Origin of the sequence: Streptomyces sp. UNOC14_S4 (assembly GCF_020740835.1) — a bacterium.
Classification (GTDB): domain Bacteria; phylum Actinomycetota; class Actinomycetes; order Streptomycetales; family Streptomycetaceae; genus Streptomyces.
In genome coordinates, this window is record NZ_JAINFC010000014.1 from 12,725 (window position 1) to 34,879 (window position 22,155).

Sequence of the window (22,155 nt, forward strand, 5' to 3'; positions counted from 1 at the left end):
TCCGCGCTCGCCGAGGGAGTGCTCCCCCCGTCACGCTCGGCGGACCTTCGGGAGCACCTGGCGGACTGCGAGCTGTGCGAAGAGGTCAGGACGTCCCTCGACGAGATCCGGACGTTGCTGGGCACACTCCCCGGCCCGGCCCGGATGCCCGAGGACGTCGCAGGCCGTATCGACGCGGCGCTCGCCGCGGAAGCGCTCCTCGATGCGACCGCTGCCCGTTCCCTGGACGCTCCCGACAGCGAGGGCTCGCTGGTTTCACGTGAAACCGCAGCGCCCCGCTCGGAGAGCGTTTCACGTGAAACCACGGCACGACCTTCCGAAAGCGTTTCACGTGAAACCGCGACGCCTCCCTCGGAGGCCTCCGAGGCCTCCGAGGATGTTTCACGTGAAACCTCGAAGGTCTCCGCTGACCGCGCCACGACATCCACCCGTGTTTCACGTGAAACCAGCGTTCGCCGCCCCTCTTCCCGCCCCGGCGCGGCGACCGGTCCCGGCCGCCGGCGGCCTTCACCCGGGAAGACCCGGCCGCGGCCCTCCCGACTCTGGCCCAAGGCCCTTCTCGGAGCCGCGTGTGCCGCTGCCGCGCTCGGAGTGGGAGTCGCGCTCCTCCTCCCCGGGGACAGCGGGAAGCAGGACCGCCCGCAGGCGGTCCACGAGAGTCAATCTCCGGATGTCCTCGCCTCGGGTGATCTCAGGACCCGTGTCCATGAGCTGCTGGCGACGTCCTCCAGGACCACCCCGTTCCAGGGCAAGCACTCCGAGCACTCCTCCGATGCGCCGATGCGCGACTTCGGGGCCACGGCCCCGTCCTGTGTCCAGCAGGGGATCGGCCGCTCGGACCAGATCCTGGCCTCGCAGCAGGACGGCTACAAGGGTGTCCCTTCCTATCTCGTCGTGCTGCCCCATCCCGCCGACACCAAGCTCGTCGACGCCTATGTCGTCTCCTCGGCATGCGTCGAGGCCACTCCGCCCGTCCCCGGAGAGGTCCTGCTCCAGCGGACACTGCCGCGTACCTGAGTCACCGCGGACCGAGCGCTGTCGTCCTTCGGGAATGCTCGCCCCGTAGGATCCGTTGGGTGGGGTGAAAACCCCGCAAGAACCCGAGACAGCCGTCGGCAGACAAGGAAGACTCCCGTGAGCGACGTCCGCAACGTGATCATCATCGGTTCCGGGCCCGCGGGCTACACCGCCGCGCTCTACACCGCCCGCGCCTCGCTGAAGCCGTTGGTCTTCGAGGGCGCCGTGACCGCGGGTGGTGCGCTGATGAACACCACCGAGGTGGAGAACTTCCCCGGCTTCCGCGACGGGATCATGGGCCCCGACCTGATGGACAACATGCGGGCCCAGGCCGAGCGCTTCGGCGCCGAGCTGATTCCGGACGACGTCATCGCCGTCGACCTGAGCGAAGAGATCAAGACGGTCACCGACTCCGCGGGCACCGTCCACCGCGCCAAGGCCGTCATCGTCACCACCGGCTCCCAGCACCGCAAGCTCGGCCTGCCGCGTGAGGACGAGCTGTCCGGCCGCGGTGTCTCCTGGTGTGCCACCTGCGACGGGTTCTTCTTCAAGGACCAGGACATCGCCGTGATCGGCGGTGGCGACACCGCGATGGAGGAGGCCACCTTCCTCTCGCGGTTCGCGAAGTCCGTCACCGTCGTCCACCGCCGTGACACCCTGCGCGCCAGCAAGGCCATGCAGGAGCGTGCCTTCGCCGACCCGAAGATCTCCTTCGTGTGGGACAGCGAGGTCGCCGAGATCCACGGTGACAACAAGCTCTCCGGCCTGACCCTGCGCAACGTCAAGACCGGCGAGACCTCGGAGCTCCCGGTGACCGGTCTCTTCATCGCGATCGGCCACGACCCCCGCACCGAGCTGTTCAAGGGCCAGCTGGACCTGGACGACGAGGGCTACCTCAAGGTCGACGCCCCCTCCACGCGCACCAACCTGGCCGGTGTCTTCGCCGCCGGTGATGTCGTGGACCACACCTACCGCCAGGCGATCACCGCTGCCGGTACCGGCTGCTCGTCCGCCCTCGACGCCGAGCGCTACCTCGCGCACCTCTCGGACGCCGAGAGCGTCCGGGAGCCCGAGAAGACCGCCTGACCTCCTCTCTCCCCCCGCCCCACGCAAGAAGATCTAAGGAGACCTCCGTGGCTCTCAAGGCCGTAACCGACAAGACCTTCGCCGAGGACGTTCTCAAGAGCGACAAGCCCGTCCTGGTGGACTTCTGGGCCGACTGGTGCGGCCCGTGCCGTCAGATCGCCCCCTCCCTGGAGGCCATCGCCGCCGAGCACGGCGACAAGATCGAGATCGTCAAGCTGAACATCGACCAGAACCCGGACACGGCCGCCAAGTACGGCGTCATGTCGATCCCGACCCTGAACGTCTACCAGGGTGGCGAGGTCGTCAAGACCATCGTCGGCGCCAAGCCGAAGGCCGCTATCGAGCGCGACCTGGCCGACTTCATCTAAGTCGCTCATCCTTGTTTCACGTGAAACGGGCCCGCCCTCGGCTGAGGGCGGGCCCGTTCGCGTATCCGGCTCGGCAGCGGCTACAGGGGCCGCAAGGCCGGTTCCTTCTGTACGGCACCGAGCAGCCGGTCCAGCGCCAGCTCGACGTCCTCTTTCCAGGAGAGCGCCGTACGGAGCTCCAGCCGCAGCCGTGGATAGCGGGGGTGCGGCCGCACCGTCTTGAAGCCCACTGCCAGCAGATGGTCGGCGGGCAGCACGCACGCCGGTTCTTTCCAGTGAGCGTCCCCGAACGCCTCGATGGCCTTGAAGCCACGGCGGAGGACATCCTTGGCGACGGTCTGCACCATCGTCCGCCCCAGCCCCTGCCCCTGGTAGGCCGGCAGCAGCCACCCCGTCATCAGTTGCACGGCATCGGCCGCGACGGGGCTGGTGGAGAAAGCCCCGGAGCGGGGGACATAGGCAGGCGGCGCGTAGAGCACAAAGCCCACCGGGGCCTCGTCGACATAGACGACGCGTCCACAGGACCCCCACTCCAGGAGAACGGCGGAGATCCAGGCTTCCTTCTCCAGCTCGGGACGGCCCGCCTTCAGCGCGGCTTCACCACTGACGGGGTCCAACTCCCAGAAGACGCAGGAACGACAGCGCGCGGGAAGATCCGGGAGGTTGTCCAGCGTGAGCGGTACGAGCCGACGCCCCATCGAGCCAAATCCTCATTTCCGTCGTGTGCCACACTCCGGGCGGCGCACAGCGCGCTCCGCTCCCTGAGAAGACCGCCGACGAATCCGCCGACTGCCCCCAGGCCAAGGCCCGCTGCCAACAGTCCGGTCCGGCTCACCGTTCGCATGGACCCGCCCTCCGTGAACCATGTCCAACGTGGATGCGCCATACCCAACGCATCGTATCCGGGCCCGGTTTGAGCGAACAGCGGAGAAAGGCAAAGGGCGGGTTGTGTTCCACGTGAAACACAACCCGCCCCGACACCATCGCGACGCCTACTCGGCGTCGGCCCCGTCCTCAGAAGCGAGCTTCTGCTCCATCACCCGGCCCTCACCGGGGGCGAGCGTGCTCAGAATCCGCTCCAGATCCTCCATCGAGGCGAACTCGACGACGATCTTTCCCTTCTTCTGCCCGAGGTCGACCTTCACCCTGGTCTCGAAGCGGTCCGACAGCCGCGAGGCCAGGCCCGAGAGCGCCGGGGAGACCCGGGCCCCGGCACGCGGCCCCTTGGCCTTCGCGGACTTCCGGGAGCCTGCCCCCATCAGGGTGACAATCTCCTCCACCGAGCGCACCGACAGGCCCTCGGCAACAATGCGATGTGCCAGCCTGTCCTGCTCCTCCGCGTCCTCGACGGACAGCAGGGCACGGGCATGGCCGGCGGACAGCACCCCGGCCGCGACCCTCCTCTGCACGGTGGGCGACAGCTTCAGCAGGCGCAGCGTATTGGAGACCTGCGGCCGCGAGCGCCCGATCCGGTCCGCCAGTTCGTCATGCGTGCACTTGAAGTCCTTGAGGAGCTGGTCGTATGCCGCGGCCTCCTCAAGAGGGTTCAGCTGGGCACGGTGAAGATTCTCCAGCAGAGCGTCGAGGAGAAGCTTCTCGTCCTCCGTGGCCCGGACGATGGCCGGGATGCGCTCCAGACCGGCCTCACGGCAGGCCCGCCAGCGACGCTCGCCCATGATGAGCTCGTAGCGCTCCGGGGCGAACTGCCGAACGACGACGGGCTGCAGCAGCCCGACCTCGCGGATCGAGGTGACCAGCTCCGCCAGGGCGTCCTCGTCGAAGACCTCGCGGGGCTGCCGGGGGTTGGGCGTGATGGAGTCCAACGGCAGCTCGGCGAAGTGGGCGCCTGCCACGCTCCCCGTATCCGGAGTCTCCTCCACGGCCACCGCGGCATCCGTTTCACGTGAAACAGCGATGTCCTCGACAGGCAGCGGGGTCACCACCGGCGTCGGCATGACGCGGTCAGCCGTGAGCACCGGGACCGCGGACGGCGAGGTGGCACCGTGCCCCACCGCCGTGCCCGCGTTCTCCGATGTCTTGGGTGCCGCCGGAATCAGCGCACCGAGCCCACGGCCCAGTCCCCTACGTCGCTCACTCACTGCAGCCCCTCCGACATGCTGTGCTGGTCCTGCTGTTGCTGATGGCCCACCATATGGGCCCTACTGCCGTCGTAACGCACGCCCACCCCCCGCAGTGCGATCTCCCGGGCCGCCTCCAGGTAGGACAGCGCCCCACTGGAACCCGGGTCATAGGTAAGAACGGTCTGCCCATAGCTGGGCGCCTCGGAGATACGCACGGACCGGGGGATGCTGGTACGCAGCACCTCATGGCCGAAGTGGGTACGGACCTCGTCGGCCACCTGGGAGGCCAGCCGGGTCCGGCCGTCGTACATCGTCAGCAGAATGGTCGACACATGGAGCTTGGGGTTGAGGTGCCCCCGCACCAGCTCGACATTGCGGAGCAGCTGCCCCAGCCCCTCCAGCGCGTAGTACTCGCACTGGATGGGGATCAGTACCTCGGCACCCGCGACCAGGGCGTTCACGGTCAGCAGGCCGAGCGAGGGCGGGCAGTCGATGAGGATGTAGTCCAGCGGCTGCTCGTAGGCCTTGATCGCCCGGTCCAGGCGGCTCTCACGGGCCACCAGCGAGACCAGCTCGATCTCGGCGCCCGCCAGGTCGATGGTGGCGGGCGCGCAGAAAAGACCCTCCACATCGCGCACCGGCTGCACCACGTCGGAGAGCTTCTTGCTGTCGACGAGGACGTCATAGATCGACGGGACCTCGGCGTGGTGATCGATGCCCAGCGCCGTGGACGCGTTGCCCTGGGGGTCGAGGTCGATGACCAGCACACGGTTTCCGTGCAGCGCCAACGAGGCCGCCAGATTCACGGTGGTGGTGGTCTTGCCCACGCCACCCTTCTGGTTGGCGACCACCATGACCCGGGTCTGCTCCGGCCGGGGCATCGCGGGCGGCGTTTCACGTGAAACAACCTCCCCCGCGGGCGGAGGGCCCGGTACAGCACCCGGCTCGGAGTCGGCGGGACGGGGGCCGGGGACCGGATCGGCCATCGGCCCCGCGGTATTGGCGTCGGACCGCAAGGATTCACTCTCCTCGACTTCAGGCTCGCAATAGACAGAGCCTGCCATGGTTTCGGGTCCGTGAACCAGCGAGGCCCGTTCTCCTGTGGATGAATCCCCCGAGCCTGTGGATGAACACGGATCATCCATGGCTGTCGGACGCTCGCGCGGGGCACCTCCCTCCGCGCGAACACGACCGATGATTCCCAGCAGCAAGGAGCGACGTTTCACGTGAAACACGATGCACCGGACGCTCCGCGGCGATACGGCGACACTCCGTCACGGATCGTCTTGCCAGCTTGTATGGAGCATCGGGCCGCCCACGGACGGCGGCCCCGCTCCTGCTCCTGTGTGCGTCAGCGGCGACGGCGGGTCGGCCGGCCCACCCGGGCCGCCTTCGCCCGCTTCGCAGCGAAGCGCACCCCGCCGGGGCTCTCCCCGACCTCGACCCGCACGACAGTGGACATCGGGTCCACCACGCCCTCGCCGACCTGGATCACCGAGGTGCGGACGACGCCGAGCTTGCTCAGGGCGGCACGGGCCGCCTGGAGCTCCTCCTCCGCCGTGTCGCCCTTCAGGGCCAGCATCTCGCCGTACGGGCGGAGCAGCGGAACGCCCCAGCCCGCGAGGCGGTCCAGCGGCGCCACCGCGCGGGCCGTCACCACATGCACGGGCGGCACCTTGCCGAGCATCTCCTCGGCGCGGCCGCGCACGACCGTGACATGGTCCAGGCCCAGCAGCTCGACGACCTCCTGGAGGAACGTCGTCCGGCGGAGCAGCGGCTCCAGCAGGGTGATCTGGAGATCCGGCCGCACCAGGGCCAGCGGGATGCCGGGCAGCCCGGCGCCCGAGCCCACGTCGCACACCGAGACGCCGTCGGGCACGGCCTCTGCGAGCACCGCGCAGTTCAGCAGGTGGCGCTCCCAAAGCCGCGGTACCTCACGGGGACCGATCAGACCCCGCCGCACTCCCGCGTCCGCGAGCAGTTCGGCGTACCGGACGGCCTCCGGCAGGTGGTCGCCGAAGACCTCCCGGGCCTCCGGTGGCGCCGGGGGGAGCTCCGCTGCCTCATCCACGGGGGAACCGTCCTTCCGTACGACGTCTCTCTGAGCGTCAGAGTCTGAATATCAGGCTGACAAGGATCGGCCCCGCCTGCGAGCAGACGGGGCCGTACCCACCTGGAAGAGTGGGATCAGGAAAGTGGAGCTCAGGCCGGGAGGACGACCACTCGGCGCTGCGGCTCCTCACCCTCGGACTCGCTGCGCAGGCCGGCGGCGGCCACCGCGTCGTGGACGACCTTGCGCTCGAAGGGCGTCATCGGGTCGAGCTTCACGGCCTTGCCGGTGCTCTTGGCCTCCTCGGCGGCCTTGGCGCCCACCTGGGCCAGCTCCTCGCGCTTACGGGCCCGGAAGCCCGCGATGTCGAGCATGAGGCGGCTGCGGTCACCGGTCTCGCGGTTCACGGCCAGTCGGGTGAGCTCCTGGAGCGCCTCCAGCACCTCGCCGTCGCGACCGACGAGCTTCTGCAGGTCGCGGCTGGTCGAGTCACTGATGATCGACACGGCAGCGCGGTCGGCCTCGACGTCCATGTCGATGTCGCCGTCGAGGTCGGCGATGTCGAGCAGCCCCTCGAGGTAGTCGGCCGCGATCTCGCCCTCCTGCTCCAGGCGGGACAGGGTGTCGGTGCCCTCGACGGCGGCCTCACTGGTCTGACGCTGCGTGTCCGTCACGGTGGACTCCTTCATTACTTCTTGGACGGGTGCTTGGGCCGCTGCTGGCCCTTGCGCTGCCCGGACTTGGCGGTACGGGACGAGCCACCGGCCTGCTTGGACTTGGCGTCCCCCGGCTCCTGCTTCTCCAGCGAGGGCGACGTCTTCTCGGTGGCACCGGCCGTCCCCGCGAGCTGGCGCTTGGACTTCGTCTGGCGCTTGGGCTGCTGCCGGTTGGCACGGGCGACCTCGGCGGCCTCGCGGGCCTCGACCTCCGCCGGGTCCTCCTTGATCTTGCCCTTGGCCCGCAGGCGCTCCTGGCGCTGCTTGTAGGCGAGGCTGCCCGGGGTCGGGTTGCGGCGGATGACGAACATCTGCTGCCCGAGGGTCCAGACGTTGGTGGTCAGCCAGTAGACGAGGACACCGACCGGGAAGTTGATGCCGAACACGGCGAACATGATCGGGAAGACGTACATCAGCATCTTCTGCTGCTGCATGAACGGCGTCTTCACCGTGAGGTCGACGTTCTTCGTCATCAGCTGGCGCTGCGTGTAGAACTGCGACAGCGACATCAGGACGATCATGATGACCGTGACGACCCGCACGTCGGTCAGCGTCGCGCCCAGCGCCTCGACCTTGGAGGCGGAGTCCATGAACTTCACGGACAGCGGGGCACCGAAGATGTGCGCGTGGCGCGCGCTGTCCAGCAGCGACTCGTCGATGACACCGACCGTCTTGCCCTGCGCGATGTGGTTCAGGACCTGGTACAGCGAGATGAAGAAGGGCGACTGGGCCAGGATCGGGAGACAGCTCGAGAGCGGGTTGGTGCCCGTCTCCTTGTAGAGCTTCATCATCTCTTCGGACTGGCGCTGCTTGTCGCTCTTGTAGCGCTCCTGGATGGCCTTCATCTTCGGCTGGAGCGCCTGCATGTTCCGCGTGGCCTTGATCTGCTTCACGAAGAGCGGGATCAGGCAGATGCGGATCAGCACCACCAGCGAGACGATGGACAGACCCCACGCCCAGCCGCTGTTCTTGTCGAAGACCAGGCTGTACAGGGAGTGGAACTGGACGATGATCCAGGAGACAGCGGTATAGAGGGGACCGAGGATCGTGTCCACGAATCAGGCTCCTTGGGCGTTGGGCTGAGTCTCGGGCTGTGCGGCGGATCCCTCGGCGGGATGCCCGCCCAGTCGGCTCCTCAGCCGCTGGTGCCAGACCGGACGCTTCCGGGGAGGGACGTGGTCGACGCCACCGAGCGACCACGGGTTGCAGCGCAGGATGCGCCAAGCCGTCAGCGCCGTTCCTTTGACCGCTCCGTGGCGATCAATGGCCGTGTAGCCATAGTGCGAGCACGACGGGTAGTACTTGCAGACCGGGCCCAGGAGTGGGCTGACGGTCCACTGGTACAGCTTGATCAACCACAGCAGCGGATACTTCACTGTGCGCTCCCTCCCGGGCCTTGGCCGGGGTTCCGGGGGGTCTCCCCCGGGGGACCGGAACAGCGCGGCGCCCCTCCCAGCAGCCGCTGCAGGGCGGTATCGAGGTCGCGAGCCAGCTGATCGTGGTCCGCCTCGCCCGCGCCGGGCAGGGCCCGTACCACCACAAGGCTACCGGCGGGCAGGAGATCCAGCCGGTCACGCATGAGGTGGCGCAGTCTTCTCTTCACCCGGTTCCGGACGACGGCGACGCCGACGGCCTTGCTCACGACGAAACCCGCACGCACCGGGAGAGCATTCTCCCCAGGTGTGTGCGGGTCCGTGGTACCGGTACGCAGGTGAACGACGAGGAGCGGGCGACCAGCCCGGCGTCCCCGGCGAACCGCGATCGCAAAGTCCTCGCGCCGCCTCAGCCGAGACTCGGAAGGCAGCACGTCAAGACCTTGACGTCAGGCCGGTCAGGCCGACAGGCGGGCGCGACCCTTGGTGCGGCGGGACGCGAGAATCGCGCGGCCGGCACGGGTACGCATGCGCAGGCGGAAGCCGTGGGTCTTCGCGCGACGGCGGTTGTTCGGCTGGAAGGTGCGCTTGCTCACTCGGGGGCTCCAGAAATGAATCGTGTGATGGCGGAACATCGCCTGGCTGTCACCGTGCGCCCACGAGAAGCTCGTAACGCCCGAGTGCACCGCTTCATGACCGCGTTTCCCGGGGGAACGCGACCGTTGCCCATCGGAGGCAGGCGGCAGCAGCCATCGACAACTCGACCTGGTCACGGTACGCGCGGCTACGCCATTCGGTCAAACCGGCAGTGCACCAGGGATAACCGTAGCCTCCCTGGGGGCGGGGAGGTGCCACGCCTCGCCTCGTGGCACATTTGTACACACCCTGTGGACAACGACTTGAACCGCAGACCGTGGCCTGACTACCGTGGCTGAACTCTGGAACCTTCCCGCCCGTCCCGAGAACCACACATTCGTGGGACTCAAGGGCGCCCCCCGCTGACCTGAGAGAGCGTGCCCTGTGGCTGACCTGCCCGCCGATCTTGCCGCAGTGTGGCCGCGCGTGCTCGAACAGCTCCTGGGCGAGGGGCGGGGCGTCGAGGCCAAGGACGAGCACTGGATCAAACGCTGCCAGCCCCTGGCCCTGGTGGCGGACACCGCCCTGCTCGCGGTGCCCAACGAGTTCGCCAAGGGCGTACTGGAGGGCAGGCTCGCCCCGATCGTCAGCGACACGCTCAGCCGGGAGTGTGGCCGCCCCATCCGGATCGCGATCACCGTGGACGACTCCGCGGGCGAGCCGCCCCAGGACAGCAGGCAGGCCCCCCAGCCGCAGCGCTACGAGGAGCCCACGGGCCCCCAGCACCCGGCGGGCCGGGACACGTACGAGGGCCGCGACGCGTACGAGAAGCGTGACGCGCGTGACACGTACGAGGGCTACGACAGCCACGGCGGCTACGACGGCCGCGAGTCCTACGGCCGCCAGCCGGCCCCCGACGAGCTGCCGTCCGTGCGTCCTGCCTACCCCGACTACCAGCAGCCCCGGCCCGAGCCGGGCGCCTGGCCGCGCCACCAGGGGCCGGCAGCGCCCGAGCGCGGCGACTACGGCTGGCAGCAGCAGCGCCTCGGCGGCTTCCAGGACGGCGAGCGCGACCCGTACGCGACGCCGCAGCACGGCCAGCAGCACTCGCCGTACGAACAGCAGCAGGACTACCGCTCCCCGCAGCCCGAGCGCCTTCCGTACGAGCAGGGGCAGCGCCGCGAGCTGCCCGAGAACCACTCCCGGGGCGGCGGGCAGGGCGGTCCGCCCACGGGCGGCGCCACCGCCGGACCGCTCCCGGGTGCCTCGAAGTCCGGGTCCTCGTCCGGTTCGGGAGCGGCCGAGCCCACCGCCCGGCTGAACCCGAAGTACCTCTTCGACACCTTCGTCATCGGCGCGTCCAACCGCTTCGCCCACGCGGCCGCGGTGGCCGTCGCCGAGGCTCCGGCCAAGGCGTACAACCCGCTCTTCATCTACGGCGAGTCCGGGCTGGGCAAGACCCACCTGCTGCACGCCATCGGCCACTACGCGCGCAGCCTCTACCCGGGCACGCGGGTGCGCTACGTGAGCTCCGAGGAGTTCACCAACGAGTTCATCAACTCCATCCGCGACGGCAAGGCGGACGCGTTCCGCAAGCGCTACCGCGACATGGACATCCTGCTGGTCGACGACATCCAGTTCCTCGCGAGCAAGGAGTCGACCCAGGAGGAGTTCTTCCACACCTTCAACACGCTCCACAACGCGAACAAGCAGATCGTGCTGTCCTCGGACCGGCCGCCCAAGCAGCTGGTGACCCTCGAGGACCGGCTGCGCAACCGCTTCGAGTGGGGTCTGATCACGGACGTGCAGCCGCCGGAGCTGGAGACGCGCATCGCGATCCTCCGGAAGAAGGCGGTCCAGGAGCAGCTGAACGCCCCGCCGGAGGTCCTCGAGTTCATCGCCTCCCGCATCTCGCGCAACATCCGCGAGCTGGAGGGCGCGCTGATCCGTGTCACCGCGTTCGCGAGCCTCAACCGGCAGCCCGTCGACCTCGGACTCACCGAGATCGTCCTCAAGGACCTCATCCCGGGCGGCGAGGACGCCTCACCGGAGATCACCGCGCCCGCCATCATGGCGGCGACCGCGGACTACTTCGGGCACACCGTCGAGGACCTGTGCGGGGCCTCGCGCAGCCGGGTGCTGGTGACGGCCCGGCAGATCGCCATGTACCTCTGCCGGGAGCTCACGGACCTGTCGCTGCCGAAGATCGGCGCGCAGTTCGGCGGCCGCGACCACACGACCGTGATGCACGCGGACCGCAAGATCCGGGCGCTGATGGCCGAGCGGCGTTCGATCTACAACCAGGTGACGGAGCTGACGAACCGGATCAAGAACGGCTGACCACCACGTCCCGGCGGGGCTTGGCGGGGTGCCTGATGGGGTGCCTCTTGCGCTTGGTGCGCGGCTGCGGGTCGCGTCGTGGCTTGTCGCGCCCACGCGGCGGAGCCGCATCATCGATACAGCCCCGCGCCCCTTTCGGGGCGCTGCCCACTCGCTCAGGCGCCCTGGGAAGACCTCCCGGGGCGCCTTTTCGTGGCCTCTGGACGCCTCGGCGGCGGTGGTCGCAAGGGAGCTCTGTTCGAATACGGAGTCGGCGGCGCCGGTTCTCCACAGATTTTCGGCCGACCGGCTGTCCACACCCTGGGGACTGTGGGTTTGTCCAGATCCTGTCCACAGGGGACCCTGTTGACAGCTCATCAGGGGAGGTCAGAGGCATGTGGATTTGTGGCTGACCGGATTCCACAGCCTGTGGACAGACTATTCACCCACAAGGACGCTCCTCGGTTGTCCACCGGCCGCCCACAGGGGAGTGGATGTTGTACACAGCCTTTCCACACCCTCGTCCACTGTTCGGTAACGCAACACCCTTGATCACCGCCCTGAGTGAAAGGCATCACACGAAGTTGCCCGGTTGGGCTGTGGGGAACGTGGGTAAACCTGGGGACAGCGCTGGGGAGAAGTGGGTCCCGCCTGTGCACGGGGTGTGCAGAACTTTCCGCGGTCCACAGCCACCACCGCTTTTCCACCGTGCCCACCCACAGCCCCAGTGGACAAAATTTCCGGGCTGACCTGGGCAAAGACGGTTTTCCACCGTTTCCACAGGCCCTACTACTACGACCACAGAGATCAAGCGGGGAACTCGTTTCGAAGTGGGGCCTGTGCACAACTCGGCCTCGGGCCGCGCCACGCCGTCCGACCCGACTTGACCCCGAGGCGCACCGACTGTCAGCGGCGTGCGTCAGACTGGTCTCCGGCAAATCGGCCGACGACAGAAGCCAGCAGGGCAGCCAGCAACAAGCAGGAGGCGGTTTCCGGTGAAGATCCGGGTGGAGCGCGATGTACTCGCGGAGGCAGTGGCCTGGGCGGCCCGCAGCCTCCCGGCCCGTCCGCCGGTGCCCGTCCTCGCGGGCCTGCTGCTGAAGGCGGAGGACGGCTCGCTGAGCCTCTCCGGCTTCGACTACGAGGTCTCGGCGCGCGTGTCCGTGGACGCGGATGTGGAGGAGGACGGCACCGTCCTCGTCTCCGGCCGCCTCCTCGCCGACATCTGCCGCTCGCTTCCCAACAGGCCTGTGGAGATCTCCACCGACGGCGTGCGTGTCACCGTCGTCTGCGGCTCCTCGCGATTCACACTCCACACCCTGCCTGTGGAGGAATACCCCGCGCTGCCCCAGATGCCGACCGCGACCGGCACGGTCCCCGCCGATGTCTTCGCCGCCGCCGCGCAGCAGGTCGCCATCGCGGCCGGCCGCGACGACACGCTGCCGGTGCTCACCGGTGTCCGCATCGAGATCGAGGGCGACACCGTCACCCTGGCCTCCACCGACCGCTACCGCTTCGCGGTCCGCGAGTTCATGTGGAAGCCCGAGACGCCGGACATCTCCGCCGTCGCCCTGGTGCCCGCCAAGACCCTGCTGGACACCGCCAAGTCGCTCAACAGCGGTGACACCGTCTCCATCGCCCTGGCCGGTTCCGGCGCGGGCGAGGGCCTCATCGGCTTCGAGGGCGCCGGGCGCCGTACGACCACGCGTCTGCTCGAGGGCGACCTCCCGAAGTACCGCACGCTCTTCCCGACCGAGTTCAACTCCGTCGCCGTGATCGAGACCGCCCCCTTCGTGGAGGCCGTCAAGCGTGTGGCCCTCGTCGCCGAGCGGAACACCCCGGTCCGGCTGAGCTTCGAGCAGGGCGTGCTGATCCTCGAGGCCGGTTCGAGCGACGACGCACAGGCTGTGGAACGTGTGGACGCCCAGCTCGACGGCGACGACATCTCGATCGCCTTCAACCCCGGCTTCCTGCTCGAGGGCCTCTCCGCGATCGACTCCCCGGTCGCCCAGCTGTCCTTCACCACCTCCACCAAGCCCGCGCTGCTGGGCGGCAAGCCCGCGATCGACGCGGAGGCGGACGAGGCGTACAAGTACCTGATCATGCCGGTGCGTCTGTCCGGCTGAGCCGAGGAGTCATGGGGTGCGCCTACTGGGGTGCCCCATGAGCCAGGCTTGCGTCTGCGGGTCGTCCTGGGCCGGTCGCGCAGTTCCCCGCGCCCCTGACGGGGCGCCCAGGAGCAGGGTCCTTTTGAGCGCCCTCACCCCACAGGTGTGCGCCGGGGTCCCGGCGTAGGCTCGTACCGCAGGTACGCATCGCACTCAAGGCAAGAGGATCACCCATGGAGCTCGGTCTCGTCGGTCTCGGAAAGATGGGCGGCAACATGCGCGAGCGCATTCGCCGCGCAGGCCACACCGTCGTCGGTTACGACCGCAACCCGGACCTCGCGGATGTCCACAGCCTCAAGGAGCTTGTGGATTCCCTGCCGGCCCCGCGCGTCGTGTGGGTCATGGTCCCGGCCGGTGCCGCGACCCAGTCCACTGTCGACGAGCTGGGCGAGCTGCTCTCCCCCGGCGACATCGTGGTCGACGGCGGCAACAGCCGCTGGACGGACGACGAGAAGCACGCCGAGGAGCTCGCGGCCAAGGGCATCGGCTTCGTGGACTGCGGCGTCTCCGGCGGCGTCTGGGGCCTGGAGAACGGCTACGCCCTGATGTACGGCGGCGACGCCGAGCACGTGGCGAAGGTCCAGCCCATCTTCGACGCGCTCAAGCCCGAGGGCGACTTCGGCTCCGTCCACGCGGGCAAGGTCGGCGCCGGCCACTTCGCCAAGATGGTCCACAACGGCATCGAGTACGCCATGATGCAGGCCTACGCCGAGGGCTGGGAGCTGCTGGAGAAGGTCGACTCCGTCACCGACGTGCGCGAGGTCTTCCGCAGCTGGCAGGAGGGCACGGTCATCCGCTCCTGGCTGCTCGACCTGGCCGTCAACGCCCTGAACGAGGACGAGCACCTCGACAAGCTGCGCGGCTACGCCGCCGACTCCGGCGAGGGCCGCTGGACCGTCGAGGCCGCGATCGACAACGCGGTGCCGCTGCCCGCGATCACCGCGTCGCTCTTCGCCCGCTTCGCCTCCCGCCAGGACGACTCCCCGCAGATGAAGATGATCGCCGCGCTGCGCAACCAGTTCGGCGGCCACGCGGTCGAGTCCAAGAAGTAAGAGCAACAGCCGGGAGAGGTCGGCGCCGTCATGCACGTATCGCATCTGTCGCTGGCCGACTTCCGCTCGTACGCCCGGGCCGAGGTCGCGCTCGACCCGGGCGTCACGGCCTTCGTGGGGCCCAACGGCCAGGGCAAGACCAACCTCGTCGAGGCGGTCGGCTACCTGGCCACCCTCGGCAGCCACCGGGTCTCCTCCGACGCGCCCCTGGTACGGATGGGCGCCGACCGCGCGATCGTCCGCGCCGCCGTCGTCCAGGGCGAGCGGCAGCAGCTCATAGAGCTGGAGCTCAACCCGGGCCGGGCCAACCGCGCCCGGATCAACCGTTCCTCGCAGGTCAGACCCCGCGACGTGCTCGGCATCGTGCGCACCGTCCTGTTCGCGCCCGAGGACCTCGCCCTGATCAAGGGCGACCCGGGCGAGCGCCGCCGCTTCCTCGACGAGCTGATCACCGCGCGCTCCCCCCGGATGGCGGGCGTCCGCTCCGACTACGACCGGGTCCTCAAGCAGCGCAACACCCTGCTGAAGAGCGCCGCCATGGCCCGCCGCCACGGCGGCCGCGGCCTGGACCTGTCCACCCTCGACATCTGGGACCAGCACCTGGCCCGCGCCGGTGCCGAGCTGCTCGCCCAGCGCCTCGACCTGATCTCCACCCTGCGCCCGCTCGCCGACAAGGCCTACGAGCAGCTGGCGCCCGGCGGCGGCCCGGTCTCCTTCGAGTACCGCGGTCCCGCGGCCATCGAGGGCGCGCAGACCCGCGAGGAGCTCTGCGAGGCGCTGCTCGCCGCGCTCGCCGAGGTCCGCAAGCAGGAGATCGAGCGCGGCGTGACCCTGGTCGGCCCGCACCGCGACGAACTTTTGCTCAATCTTGGCCGGCTGCCCGCCAAGGGCTACGCGAGCCACGGCGAGTCCTGGTCGTACGCGCTGGCGCTGCGCCTGGCCTCGTACGACCTGCTGCGCTCGGAGGGCAACGAGCCGGTCCTGGTGCTCGACGACGTCTTCGCCGAGCTGGACGCCCGCCGCCGGGAGCGGCTCGCGGAACTGGTGGCTCCGGGCGAGCAGGTGCTGGTGACGGCCGCGGTGGACGACGACGTGCCGGACGTGCTGGTAGGGGCGCGGTACGCCGTGTCGGAGGGAACGGTCGAGCGCGTATGACCGGGCGGCCCGCGGGCGGGGAGCAGCCGGAGCGGCCGAGGACGCCCGAGCCCTCCGGGGTCGACCTGGCCCGCGTGGCGCTGCGCGCCGCGAAGGAGCAGGCGCGGGCGCGGGGCGCCGCCGCGCAGCAGAAGAAGCAGGCCAAGCGCGGTGGAGGACTGCGCTCCGGCGCGCGGGCGGACGGCCGCGACCCGCTGCCGCTGGGCGCCGCGATCAACCGGCTGATCACCGAGCGCGGCTGGGAGAAGCCCGCCGCGGTGGGCGGCGTGATGGGGCGCTGGCCGCAGATGGTCGGGCCGGAGGTCGCGCTGCACTGCGAGCCGCAGAAGTACGACGAGGACGCGCGGGTGCTGACCGTGCAGTGCGACTCGACGGCGTGGGCGACCCAGCTGCGGCTGCTGGCGCCCACCCTGGTGGCCCGGCTCAACGAGGACCTGGGCCAGGGCACCGTAAAGATGATCAAGGTGCTGGGGCCGGGCGGCCCCGGCCGCCGGTACGGGCCGCTGCGCGCCCCCGGCAGCAACGGTCCGGGTGACACCTACGGGTGAGCGGACGCGGCGTGCTGACGCGGTGCGCCGAGGCGCGTCCGGCGCGGGCCGGACGGCCTGTGCGCGGGCCCGCGCATGGCCTGCGCACTCTCGCGGTACGGGCGGATTTGTGCCACCCGGCGCCCGGGACTCCGCGCACGGTAGCGGGCGGTTGACAGGTCGAAGCGCTGAGTGCCGCTGTGAGCCTCTTGGAGCCCGGGGCCGCATATAGGGAGTCGGCTGATGCCGGTTCAGGGCGGCACGTGGGGACTCAGGTACCGGCAAACCCCCATTCATGTCGGCGCTACCGGTAGACTGGTGCCCAATCCCGTCGGTTAGTGGGACACGCCGACCAACGCCGACCAACGCAGAACGACGCAGCCGCTCCTGCCTGCCCCAGGCGGGGTCACCCCGCCGTAGACAGGGGAGGCCTGTGCTGTGCCAGAAAGGGCGCTTCGTGGCCGATTCCGGCAACCCCAACGAGAACATCCCTTCCACGACCGAGGACGCCCCGACCGGCGCCCCGGCGGGTGAGGCTGCGTCCTACGACGCCAGCGCGATCACCGTTCTGGAGGGCCTGGACGCGGTCCGCAAGCGGCCCGGCATGTACATCGGCTCGACCGGTGAGCGCGGCCTGCACCACCTCGTCTACGAGGTCGTGGACAACTCCGTCGACGAGGCCCTGGCCGGCCACGCGGACACCATCGACGTGACGATCCTCCCCGACGGCGGTGTGCGCGTCGTGGACAACGGCCGCGGTATCCCTGTCGGCATCGTCCCGTCCGAGGGCAAGCCCGCCGTCGAGGTCGTGCTGACCGTGCTGCACGCGGGCGGCAAGTTCGGCGGCGGCGGCTACGCGGTCTCCGGCGGTCTGCACGGCGTCGGTGTCTCCGTCGTCAACGCGCTGTCGACGCGCGTCGCGGTCGAGGTCAGGACGGACGGCTTCCGCTGGACCCAGGACTACAAGCTCGGCGTCCCCACCGCCCCGCTGCAGAAGAACGAGGCGACCGACGAGACCGGCACCTCCGTCACCTTCTGGGCCGACGGTGACATCTTCGAGACCACCGAGTACTCCTTCGAGACGCTCTCGCGGCGCTTCCAGGAGATGGCCTTCCTCAACAAGGGCCTCACCATCTCGCTGACCGACGAGCGCCCGGCCCACGTGGACGAGGAGGGCAAGCCCCTCACCGTCCGCTACCACTACGAGGGCGGCATCTCCGACTTCGTCCGCTACCTCAACTCCCGCAAGGGCGAGGTCATCCACCCCACGGTGATCTCCTTCGAGGCCGAGGACAAGGACCGGCTGCTCTCGGCCGAGGTCGCGATGCAGTGGAACACCCAGTACAGCGAGGGTGTCTACAGCTTCGCCAACACCATCCACACCCACGAGGGCGGCACCCACGAGGAGGGCTTCCGCGCCGCGCTGACCGGTCTGATCAACCGGTACGCGCGCGACAAGAAGCTGCTCCGCGAGAAGGACGACAACCTCACGGGCGACGACATCCGCGAGGGTCTGACGGCGATCATCTCCGTCAAGCTCGGCGAGCCGCAGTTCGAGGGCCAGACCAAGACCAAGCTGGGCAACACGGAGGCCAAGACCTTCGTGCAGAAGGTCGTCCACGAGCAGCTCACGGACTGGCTGGACCGCAACCCCAACGAGGCCGCGGACATCATCCGCAAGTCCATCCAGGCGGCCACCGCCCGGGTGGCGGCCCGCAAGGCGCGCGACCTGACCCGCCGCAAGGGCCTGCTGGAGACGGCGTCGCTGCCGGGCAAGCTCTCCGACTGCCAGTCGAACGACCCCACCAAGTGCGAGATCTTCATCGTCGAGGGTGACTCCGCCGGCGGTTCGGCCAAGTCCGGCCGCAACCCGCAGTACCAGGCGATCCTCCCGATCCGAGGCAAGATCCTCAACGTCGAGAAGGCCCGGATCGACAAGATCCTGCAGAACACCGAGATCCAGGCGCTGATCTCCGCGTTCGGCACCGGTGTGCACGAGGACTTCGACATCTCGAAGCTCCGCTATCACAAGATCATCCTGATGGCGGACGCCGACGTCGACGGTCAGCACATCAACACGCTGCTGCTCACCTTCCTCTTCCGCTTCATGCGCCCCCTGGTCGAGGCCGGGCACGTCTACCTCTCCCGTCCCCCGCTCTACAAGATCAAGTGGGGCAAGGACGACTTCGAGTACGCCTACTCCGACCGCGAGCGCGACGCGCTCATCCAGCTCGGCCGCGAGAACGGCAAGCGGATCAAGGACGACTCGGTCCAGCGCTTCAAGGGTCTCGGCGAGATGAACGCCGAGGAGCTGCGCGTCACCACCATGGACGTCGACCACCGCGTGCTCGGCCAGGTCACCCTGGACGACGCCGCGCAGGCGGACGACCTGTTCTCGGTGCTCATGGGCGAGGACGTCGAGGCACGGCGCTCCTTCATCCAGCGCAACGCCAAGGACGTCCGCTTCCTCGACATCTGAGGCCTGTCGGCCCACGAGAAACAGCCGCAGCGCGAAAGGACTTTGAACAGCAATGGCCGACGAGACCACTCCCGAGACTCCCGTCACGCCCGACGGCACCACGCCCGAGGGCCAGCCCGCCACCATCGAGGGCGTGGGCATGCGCGTCGAGCCCGTCGGGCTCGAGACCGAGATGCAGCGCTCGTACCTCGACTACGCGATGAGCGTCATCGTCTCGCGTGCGCTCCCCGATGTGCGGGACGGCCTCAAGCCGGTGCACCGCCGCGTGCTCTACGCGATGTACGACGGCGGCTACCGGCCCGAGAAGGGCTTCTACAAGTGCGCCCGTGTCGTCGGTGACGTCATGGGTACGTACCACCCGCACGGTGACGCCTCGATCTACGACGCGCTCGTCCGTCTCGCCCAGCCCTGGGCGATGCGGATGCCGCTCGTCGACTCCAACGGCAACTTCGGCTCCCCGGGCAACGACCCGGCCGCCGCCATGCGCTACACCGAGTGCAAGATGGCGCCGCTGTCGATGGAGATGGTCCGGGACATCGACGAGGAGACCGTCGACTTCCAGGACAACTACGACGGCCGCAACCAGGAGCCGACGGTCCTGCCGTCGCGCATCCCCAACCTGCTGGTGAACGGCTCCGCGGGCATCGCGGTCGGCATGGCCACCAACATCCCGCCGCACAACCTGCGCGAGGTCGCCGAGGGCGCCCAGTGGTTCCTGGCGAACCCGGAGGCCACGCCCGAGGAGCTGCTCGACGCGCTCATCGACCGCATCAAGGGCCCCGACTTCCCGACCGGCGCCCTCGTGGTGGGCCGCAAGGGCATCGAGGAGGCCTACCGCACCGGCCGCGGCTCGATCACCATGCGCGCGGTGGTCGAGGTCGAGGAGATCCAGAACCGCCAGTGCCTGGTGGTCACCGAGCTGCCCTACCAGGTCAACCCGGACAACCTCGCGCAGAAGATCGCCGACCTGGTGAAGGACGGCAGGATCGGCGGCATCGCCGACGTCCGCGACGAGACCTCCTCCCGTACGGGCCAGCGCCTGGTGATCGTCCTCAAGCGGGACGCGGTCGCCAAGGTCGTCCTCAACAACCTCTACAAGCACACCGACCTCCAGACGAACTTCGGCGCCAACATGCTGGCGCTGGTCGACGGCGTGCCGCGCACCCTGTCGCTGGACGCGTTCATCCGCAACTGGGTGACGCACCAGATCGAGGTCATCGTCCGGCGCACCCGCTTCCGCCTGCGCAAGGCGGAGGAGCGCGCCCACATCCTGCGCGGCCTGCTCAAGGCCCTGGACGCCATCGACGAGGTCATCGCGCTCATCCGGCGCAGCGACACCGTCGACGTCGCCCGCACGGGCCTGATGGGCCTGCTGCAGATCGACGAGATCCAGGCGAACGCGATCCTGGAGATGCAGCTGCGCCGCCTGGCCGCCCTGGAGCGCCAGAAGATCATGGCGGAGCACGACGAGCTCCAGGCCAAGATCGATGAGTACAACGCGATCCTGGCCTCCCCGGAGCGCCAGCGCGGGATCATCAGCGAGGAACTGACCGCGATCGTCGAGAAGTTCGGCGAGGACCGGCGCAGCCAGCTGGTGCCCTTCGACGGTGACATGTCCATCGAGGACCTGATCGCCGAGGAGGACATCGTCGTCACCATCACGCGTGGCGGCTACGTCAAGCGCACCAAGACCGACGACTACCGCTCGCAGAAGCGCGGCGGCAAGGGCGTCCGGGGCACGAAGCTCAAGGAAGACGACATCGTCGACCACTTCTTCGTCTCCACCACGCACCACTGGCTGCTCTTCTTCACCAACAAGGGCCGGGTCTACCGCGCCAAGGCGTACGAGCTGCCGGACGCCGGCCGGGACGCCCGCGGCCAGCACGTGGCCAACCTGCTGGCCTTCCAGCCGGACGAGAAGATCGCCCAGATCCTCGCCGTCCGCGACTACGAGGCGGCGCCCTACCTGGTGCTGGCCACCAAGTCGGGTCTGGTGAAGAAGACTCCGCTGAAGGACTACGACTCCCCGCGCTCCGGCGGTGTCATCGCCATCAACCTCCGCGAGACGGAGAGTGGCGTGGAGGACGAGCTGATCGGCGCCGAGCTGGTCTCGGCCGACGACGACCTGCTGCTGATCAGCAAGAAGGCGCAGTCGATCCGGTTCACCGCATCGGATGAAGCGCTCCGGCCGATGGGCCGCGCGACGTCGGGCGTCAAGGGCATGAGCTTCCGCGAGGGGGACGAGCTGCTCTCGATGAGCGTCGTCCGTCCGGGCACGTTCGTGTTCACCGCCACCGACGGCGGGTACGCCAAGCGGTCGAAGGTCGACGAGTACCGCGTCCAGGGCCGCGGCGGCCTCGGTATCAAGGCAGCCAAGATCGTGGAGGATCGTGGCTCGCTGGTCGGCGCGCTGGTGGTCGAGGAGAGCGACGAGATCCTCGCCATCACGCTCGGCGGTGGTGTCATCCGTACCCGGGTCGACGAGGTCAGGGAGACGGGCCGTGACACCATGGGCGTTCAGCTGATCAACTTGGGCAAGCGTGACGCCGTCGTGGGTATCGCGCGCAATGCCGAGGCCGGTCGCGAGGCTGAGGAGGTCGACGAGTTGACCGAAGCAGCCGAGGGCGACGGGCCCCAGATGACCGCGGGCGCGGAGCCTCCGGTCGAGGACACCGAGGAGTAAGTCGTGAGTCGAGCCACGGGCGCCGCGGCAAGCGGTGCGGGTACGAAGCCCAAAACCGCCGCCCCTGCCGCAGACGAGAATGGCGCCCGTGGCTCCGGTACATCCGGCGCCGACTCCAAGGGGGGGACTGTGACGGACACCCGCGACCCGAAGCCCTACCACCCGCCGCAGGCGTACACGCCGCCGTCGGAGGGTTCCGCTTCGGACTCCGCTTCTTCGGATTCCGTCTCTTCGGAGTCCTCGGATTCCGCGGACTCCAACGGTGCCGGGGACGCCAAGGGCGCCAAGGGTGCCAAGGGCTCCGGGAACGCGAAGGCGGAGAAGGTCGTGAAGGCCGAGAAGGCGGAGAAGTCCGCCGAGCCCGCGGGCGGCAAGGCCTCGGACAGGCTCACCAAGGACAGCGCGGACAAGCTCACCAAGCAGAGCCGGCAGGGCAAGCAGGAGGCCCCGGCGGCCGCCCCGAAGACCGCGAAGGCCGTCCCGGCCCCCCAGGGCCCCGCCAAGG

18 protein-coding genes and 2 pseudogenes are annotated in these 22,155 nt (G+C 69.1%); 11 read left to right on the forward strand and 9 right to left on the reverse strand.

Annotated elements, in window-relative coordinates:
• Nucleotides 1-591 precede the first annotated feature (591 nt).
• The 3 genes from K6I34_RS02670 (at nt 592) to trxA (ending at nt 2,471) form a co-directional block, all read left to right on the forward strand.
• Entirely contained in the window at nt 592-1,017 is a 426-nt protein-coding gene (locus tag K6I34_RS02670) for a hypothetical protein (RefSeq protein ID WP_229322368.1), read from the forward strand.
• Nucleotides 1,018-1,134: 117 nt separating this feature from the next.
• A complete protein-coding gene (gene trxB / locus K6I34_RS02675) occupies nt 1,135-2,103 on the forward strand; it encodes a thioredoxin-disulfide reductase (protein ID WP_229322369.1) in 969 nt (322 codons plus the stop codon).
• 47 nt (nt 2,104-2,150) lie between these two features.
• Nucleotides 2,151-2,471 carry a thioredoxin gene (gene trxA / locus K6I34_RS02680; protein WP_229322370.1) on the forward strand — a complete coding sequence of 107 codons (321 nt, stop codon included), beginning with the start codon at nt 2,151-2,153 and terminating at the stop codon, nt 2,469-2,471.
• Between the two features lie 80 nt (nt 2,472-2,551).
• On the opposite strand, the gene K6I34_RS02685 is transcribed toward trxA, so the two are convergent.
• The 9 genes and pseudogenes from K6I34_RS02685 to rpmH form a co-directional block, all read right to left on the reverse strand.
• A complete protein-coding gene (locus K6I34_RS02685; RefSeq protein ID WP_229322371.1) occupies nt 2,552-3,169 on the reverse strand; it encodes a GNAT family N-acetyltransferase in 618 nt (205 codons plus the stop codon).
• 294 nt (nt 3,170-3,463) lie between these two features.
• Nucleotides 3,464-4,570 carry a ParB/RepB/Spo0J family partition protein gene (locus K6I34_RS02690; RefSeq protein ID WP_229322372.1) on the reverse strand — a complete coding sequence of 369 codons (1,107 nt, stop codon included), beginning with the start codon at nt 4,568-4,570 and terminating at the stop codon, nt 3,464-3,466.
• Entirely contained in the window at nt 4,567-5,616 is a 1,050-nt protein-coding gene (locus K6I34_RS02695; RefSeq protein ID WP_229322373.1) for a ParA family protein, read from the reverse strand. The genes K6I34_RS02690 and K6I34_RS02695 overlap by 4 nt, the downstream gene beginning before the upstream one ends.
• 287 nt (nt 5,617-5,903) lie before the next feature.
• A complete protein-coding gene (rsmG, locus tag K6I34_RS02700) occupies nt 5,904-6,623 on the reverse strand; it encodes a 16S rRNA (guanine(527)-N(7))-methyltransferase RsmG (RefSeq protein WP_229322374.1) in 720 nt (239 codons plus the stop codon).
• A gap of 131 nt (nt 6,624-6,754) precedes the next feature.
• Nucleotides 6,755-7,276: a R3H domain-containing nucleic acid-binding protein gene (locus K6I34_RS02705; RefSeq protein ID WP_229322375.1), complete on the reverse strand. Its 522-nt coding sequence runs from the start codon at nt 7,274-7,276 to the stop codon at nt 6,755-6,757.
• 14 nt (nt 7,277-7,290) lie between these two features.
• Complete coding sequence (gene yidC / locus K6I34_RS02710; RefSeq protein ID WP_229322376.1) at nt 7,291-8,373, reverse strand: membrane protein insertase YidC; 1,083 nt, start codon at nt 8,371-8,373, stop codon at nt 7,291-7,293.
• 3 nt (nt 8,374-8,376) lie between these two features.
• Nucleotides 8,377-8,694: a membrane protein insertion efficiency factor YidD gene (gene yidD / locus K6I34_RS02715; RefSeq protein ID WP_229322377.1), complete on the reverse strand. Its 318-nt coding sequence runs from the start codon at nt 8,692-8,694 to the stop codon at nt 8,377-8,379.
• A gap of 62 nt (nt 8,695-8,756) precedes the next feature.
• A pseudogene (gene rnpA, locus K6I34_RS02720) lies at nt 8,757-9,125 on the reverse strand (ribonuclease P protein component); the annotation flags it as partial.
• A 24-nt stretch (nt 9,126-9,149) separates the two neighbouring features.
• Nucleotides 9,150-9,287, reverse strand: coding sequence for a 50S ribosomal protein L34 (rpmH, locus tag K6I34_RS02725; protein WP_008746848.1), 138 nt, complete (start codon nt 9,285-9,287; stop codon nt 9,150-9,152).
• A 424-nt stretch (nt 9,288-9,711) separates the two neighbouring features.
• Between rpmH and dnaA the strand changes: the two genes are divergently transcribed.
• From dnaA to K6I34_RS02765, 8 genes and pseudogenes are all read left to right on the forward strand, one after another.
• The gene (gene dnaA / locus K6I34_RS38170) at nt 9,712-11,607 is read left to right on the forward strand and encodes a chromosomal replication initiator protein DnaA (protein WP_308293953.1); all 1,896 of its coding nucleotides are present in this window, start codon (nt 9,712-9,714) and stop codon (nt 11,605-11,607) included.
• 974 nt (nt 11,608-12,581) lie between these two features.
• A complete protein-coding gene (gene dnaN, locus K6I34_RS02735) occupies nt 12,582-13,712 on the forward strand; it encodes a DNA polymerase III subunit beta (RefSeq protein WP_229322378.1) in 1,131 nt (376 codons plus the stop codon).
• 215 nt (nt 13,713-13,927) lie between these two features.
• Nucleotides 13,928-14,806 carry a phosphogluconate dehydrogenase (NAD(+)-dependent, decarboxylating) gene (gene gnd / locus K6I34_RS02740; RefSeq protein ID WP_229322379.1) on the forward strand — a complete coding sequence of 293 codons (879 nt, stop codon included), beginning with the start codon at nt 13,928-13,930 and terminating at the stop codon, nt 14,804-14,806.
• A 30-nt stretch (nt 14,807-14,836) separates the two neighbouring features.
• Nucleotides 14,837-15,961 carry a DNA replication/repair protein RecF gene (gene recF, locus K6I34_RS02745; RefSeq protein WP_229322380.1) on the forward strand — a complete coding sequence of 375 codons (1,125 nt, stop codon included), beginning with the start codon at nt 14,837-14,839 and terminating at the stop codon, nt 15,959-15,961.
• Nucleotides 15,958-16,509, forward strand: a complete 552-nt coding sequence (locus K6I34_RS02750) for a DUF721 domain-containing protein (RefSeq protein WP_229322381.1) — start codon at nt 15,958-15,960, stop codon at nt 16,507-16,509. The genes recF and K6I34_RS02750 overlap by 4 nt, the downstream gene beginning before the upstream one ends.
• 412 nt (nt 16,510-16,921) lie before the next feature.
• Complete coding sequence (gene gyrB, locus K6I34_RS02755) at nt 16,922-18,967, forward strand: DNA topoisomerase (ATP-hydrolyzing) subunit B (protein WP_308293954.1); 2,046 nt, start codon at nt 16,922-16,924, stop codon at nt 18,965-18,967.
• Nucleotides 18,968-19,019: 52 nt separating this feature from the next.
• Entirely contained in the window at nt 19,020-21,650 is a 2,631-nt protein-coding gene (gyrA, locus tag K6I34_RS02760; RefSeq protein WP_229322382.1) for a DNA gyrase subunit A, read from the forward strand.
• 129 nt (nt 21,651-21,779) lie between these two features.
• Nucleotides 21,780-22,155: pseudogene (locus K6I34_RS02765) on the forward strand (hypothetical protein); the annotation flags it as partial.

Coding starts and splice junctions, on each gene's coding strand:
- K6I34_RS02685 (WP_229322371.1), bottom strand. CDS start 3,169: ATGGGGCGTCGGCTCGTACCGCTCACGCTGGACAACCTCCCGGATCTT.
- K6I34_RS02695 (WP_229322373.1), bottom strand. CDS start 5,616: ATGGCAGGCTCTGTCTATTGCGAGCCTGAAGTCGAGGAGAGTGAATCC.
- gnd (WP_229322379.1), top strand. CDS start 13,928: ATGGAGCTCGGTCTCGTCGGTCTCGGAAAGATGGGCGGCAACATGCGC.
- recF (WP_229322380.1), top strand. CDS start 14,837: ATGCACGTATCGCATCTGTCGCTGGCCGACTTCCGCTCGTACGCCCGG.
- K6I34_RS02750 (WP_229322381.1), top strand. CDS start 15,958: ATGACCGGGCGGCCCGCGGGCGGGGAGCAGCCGGAGCGGCCGAGGACG.
- gyrA (WP_229322382.1), top strand. CDS start 19,020: ATGGCCGACGAGACCACTCCCGAGACTCCCGTCACGCCCGACGGCACC.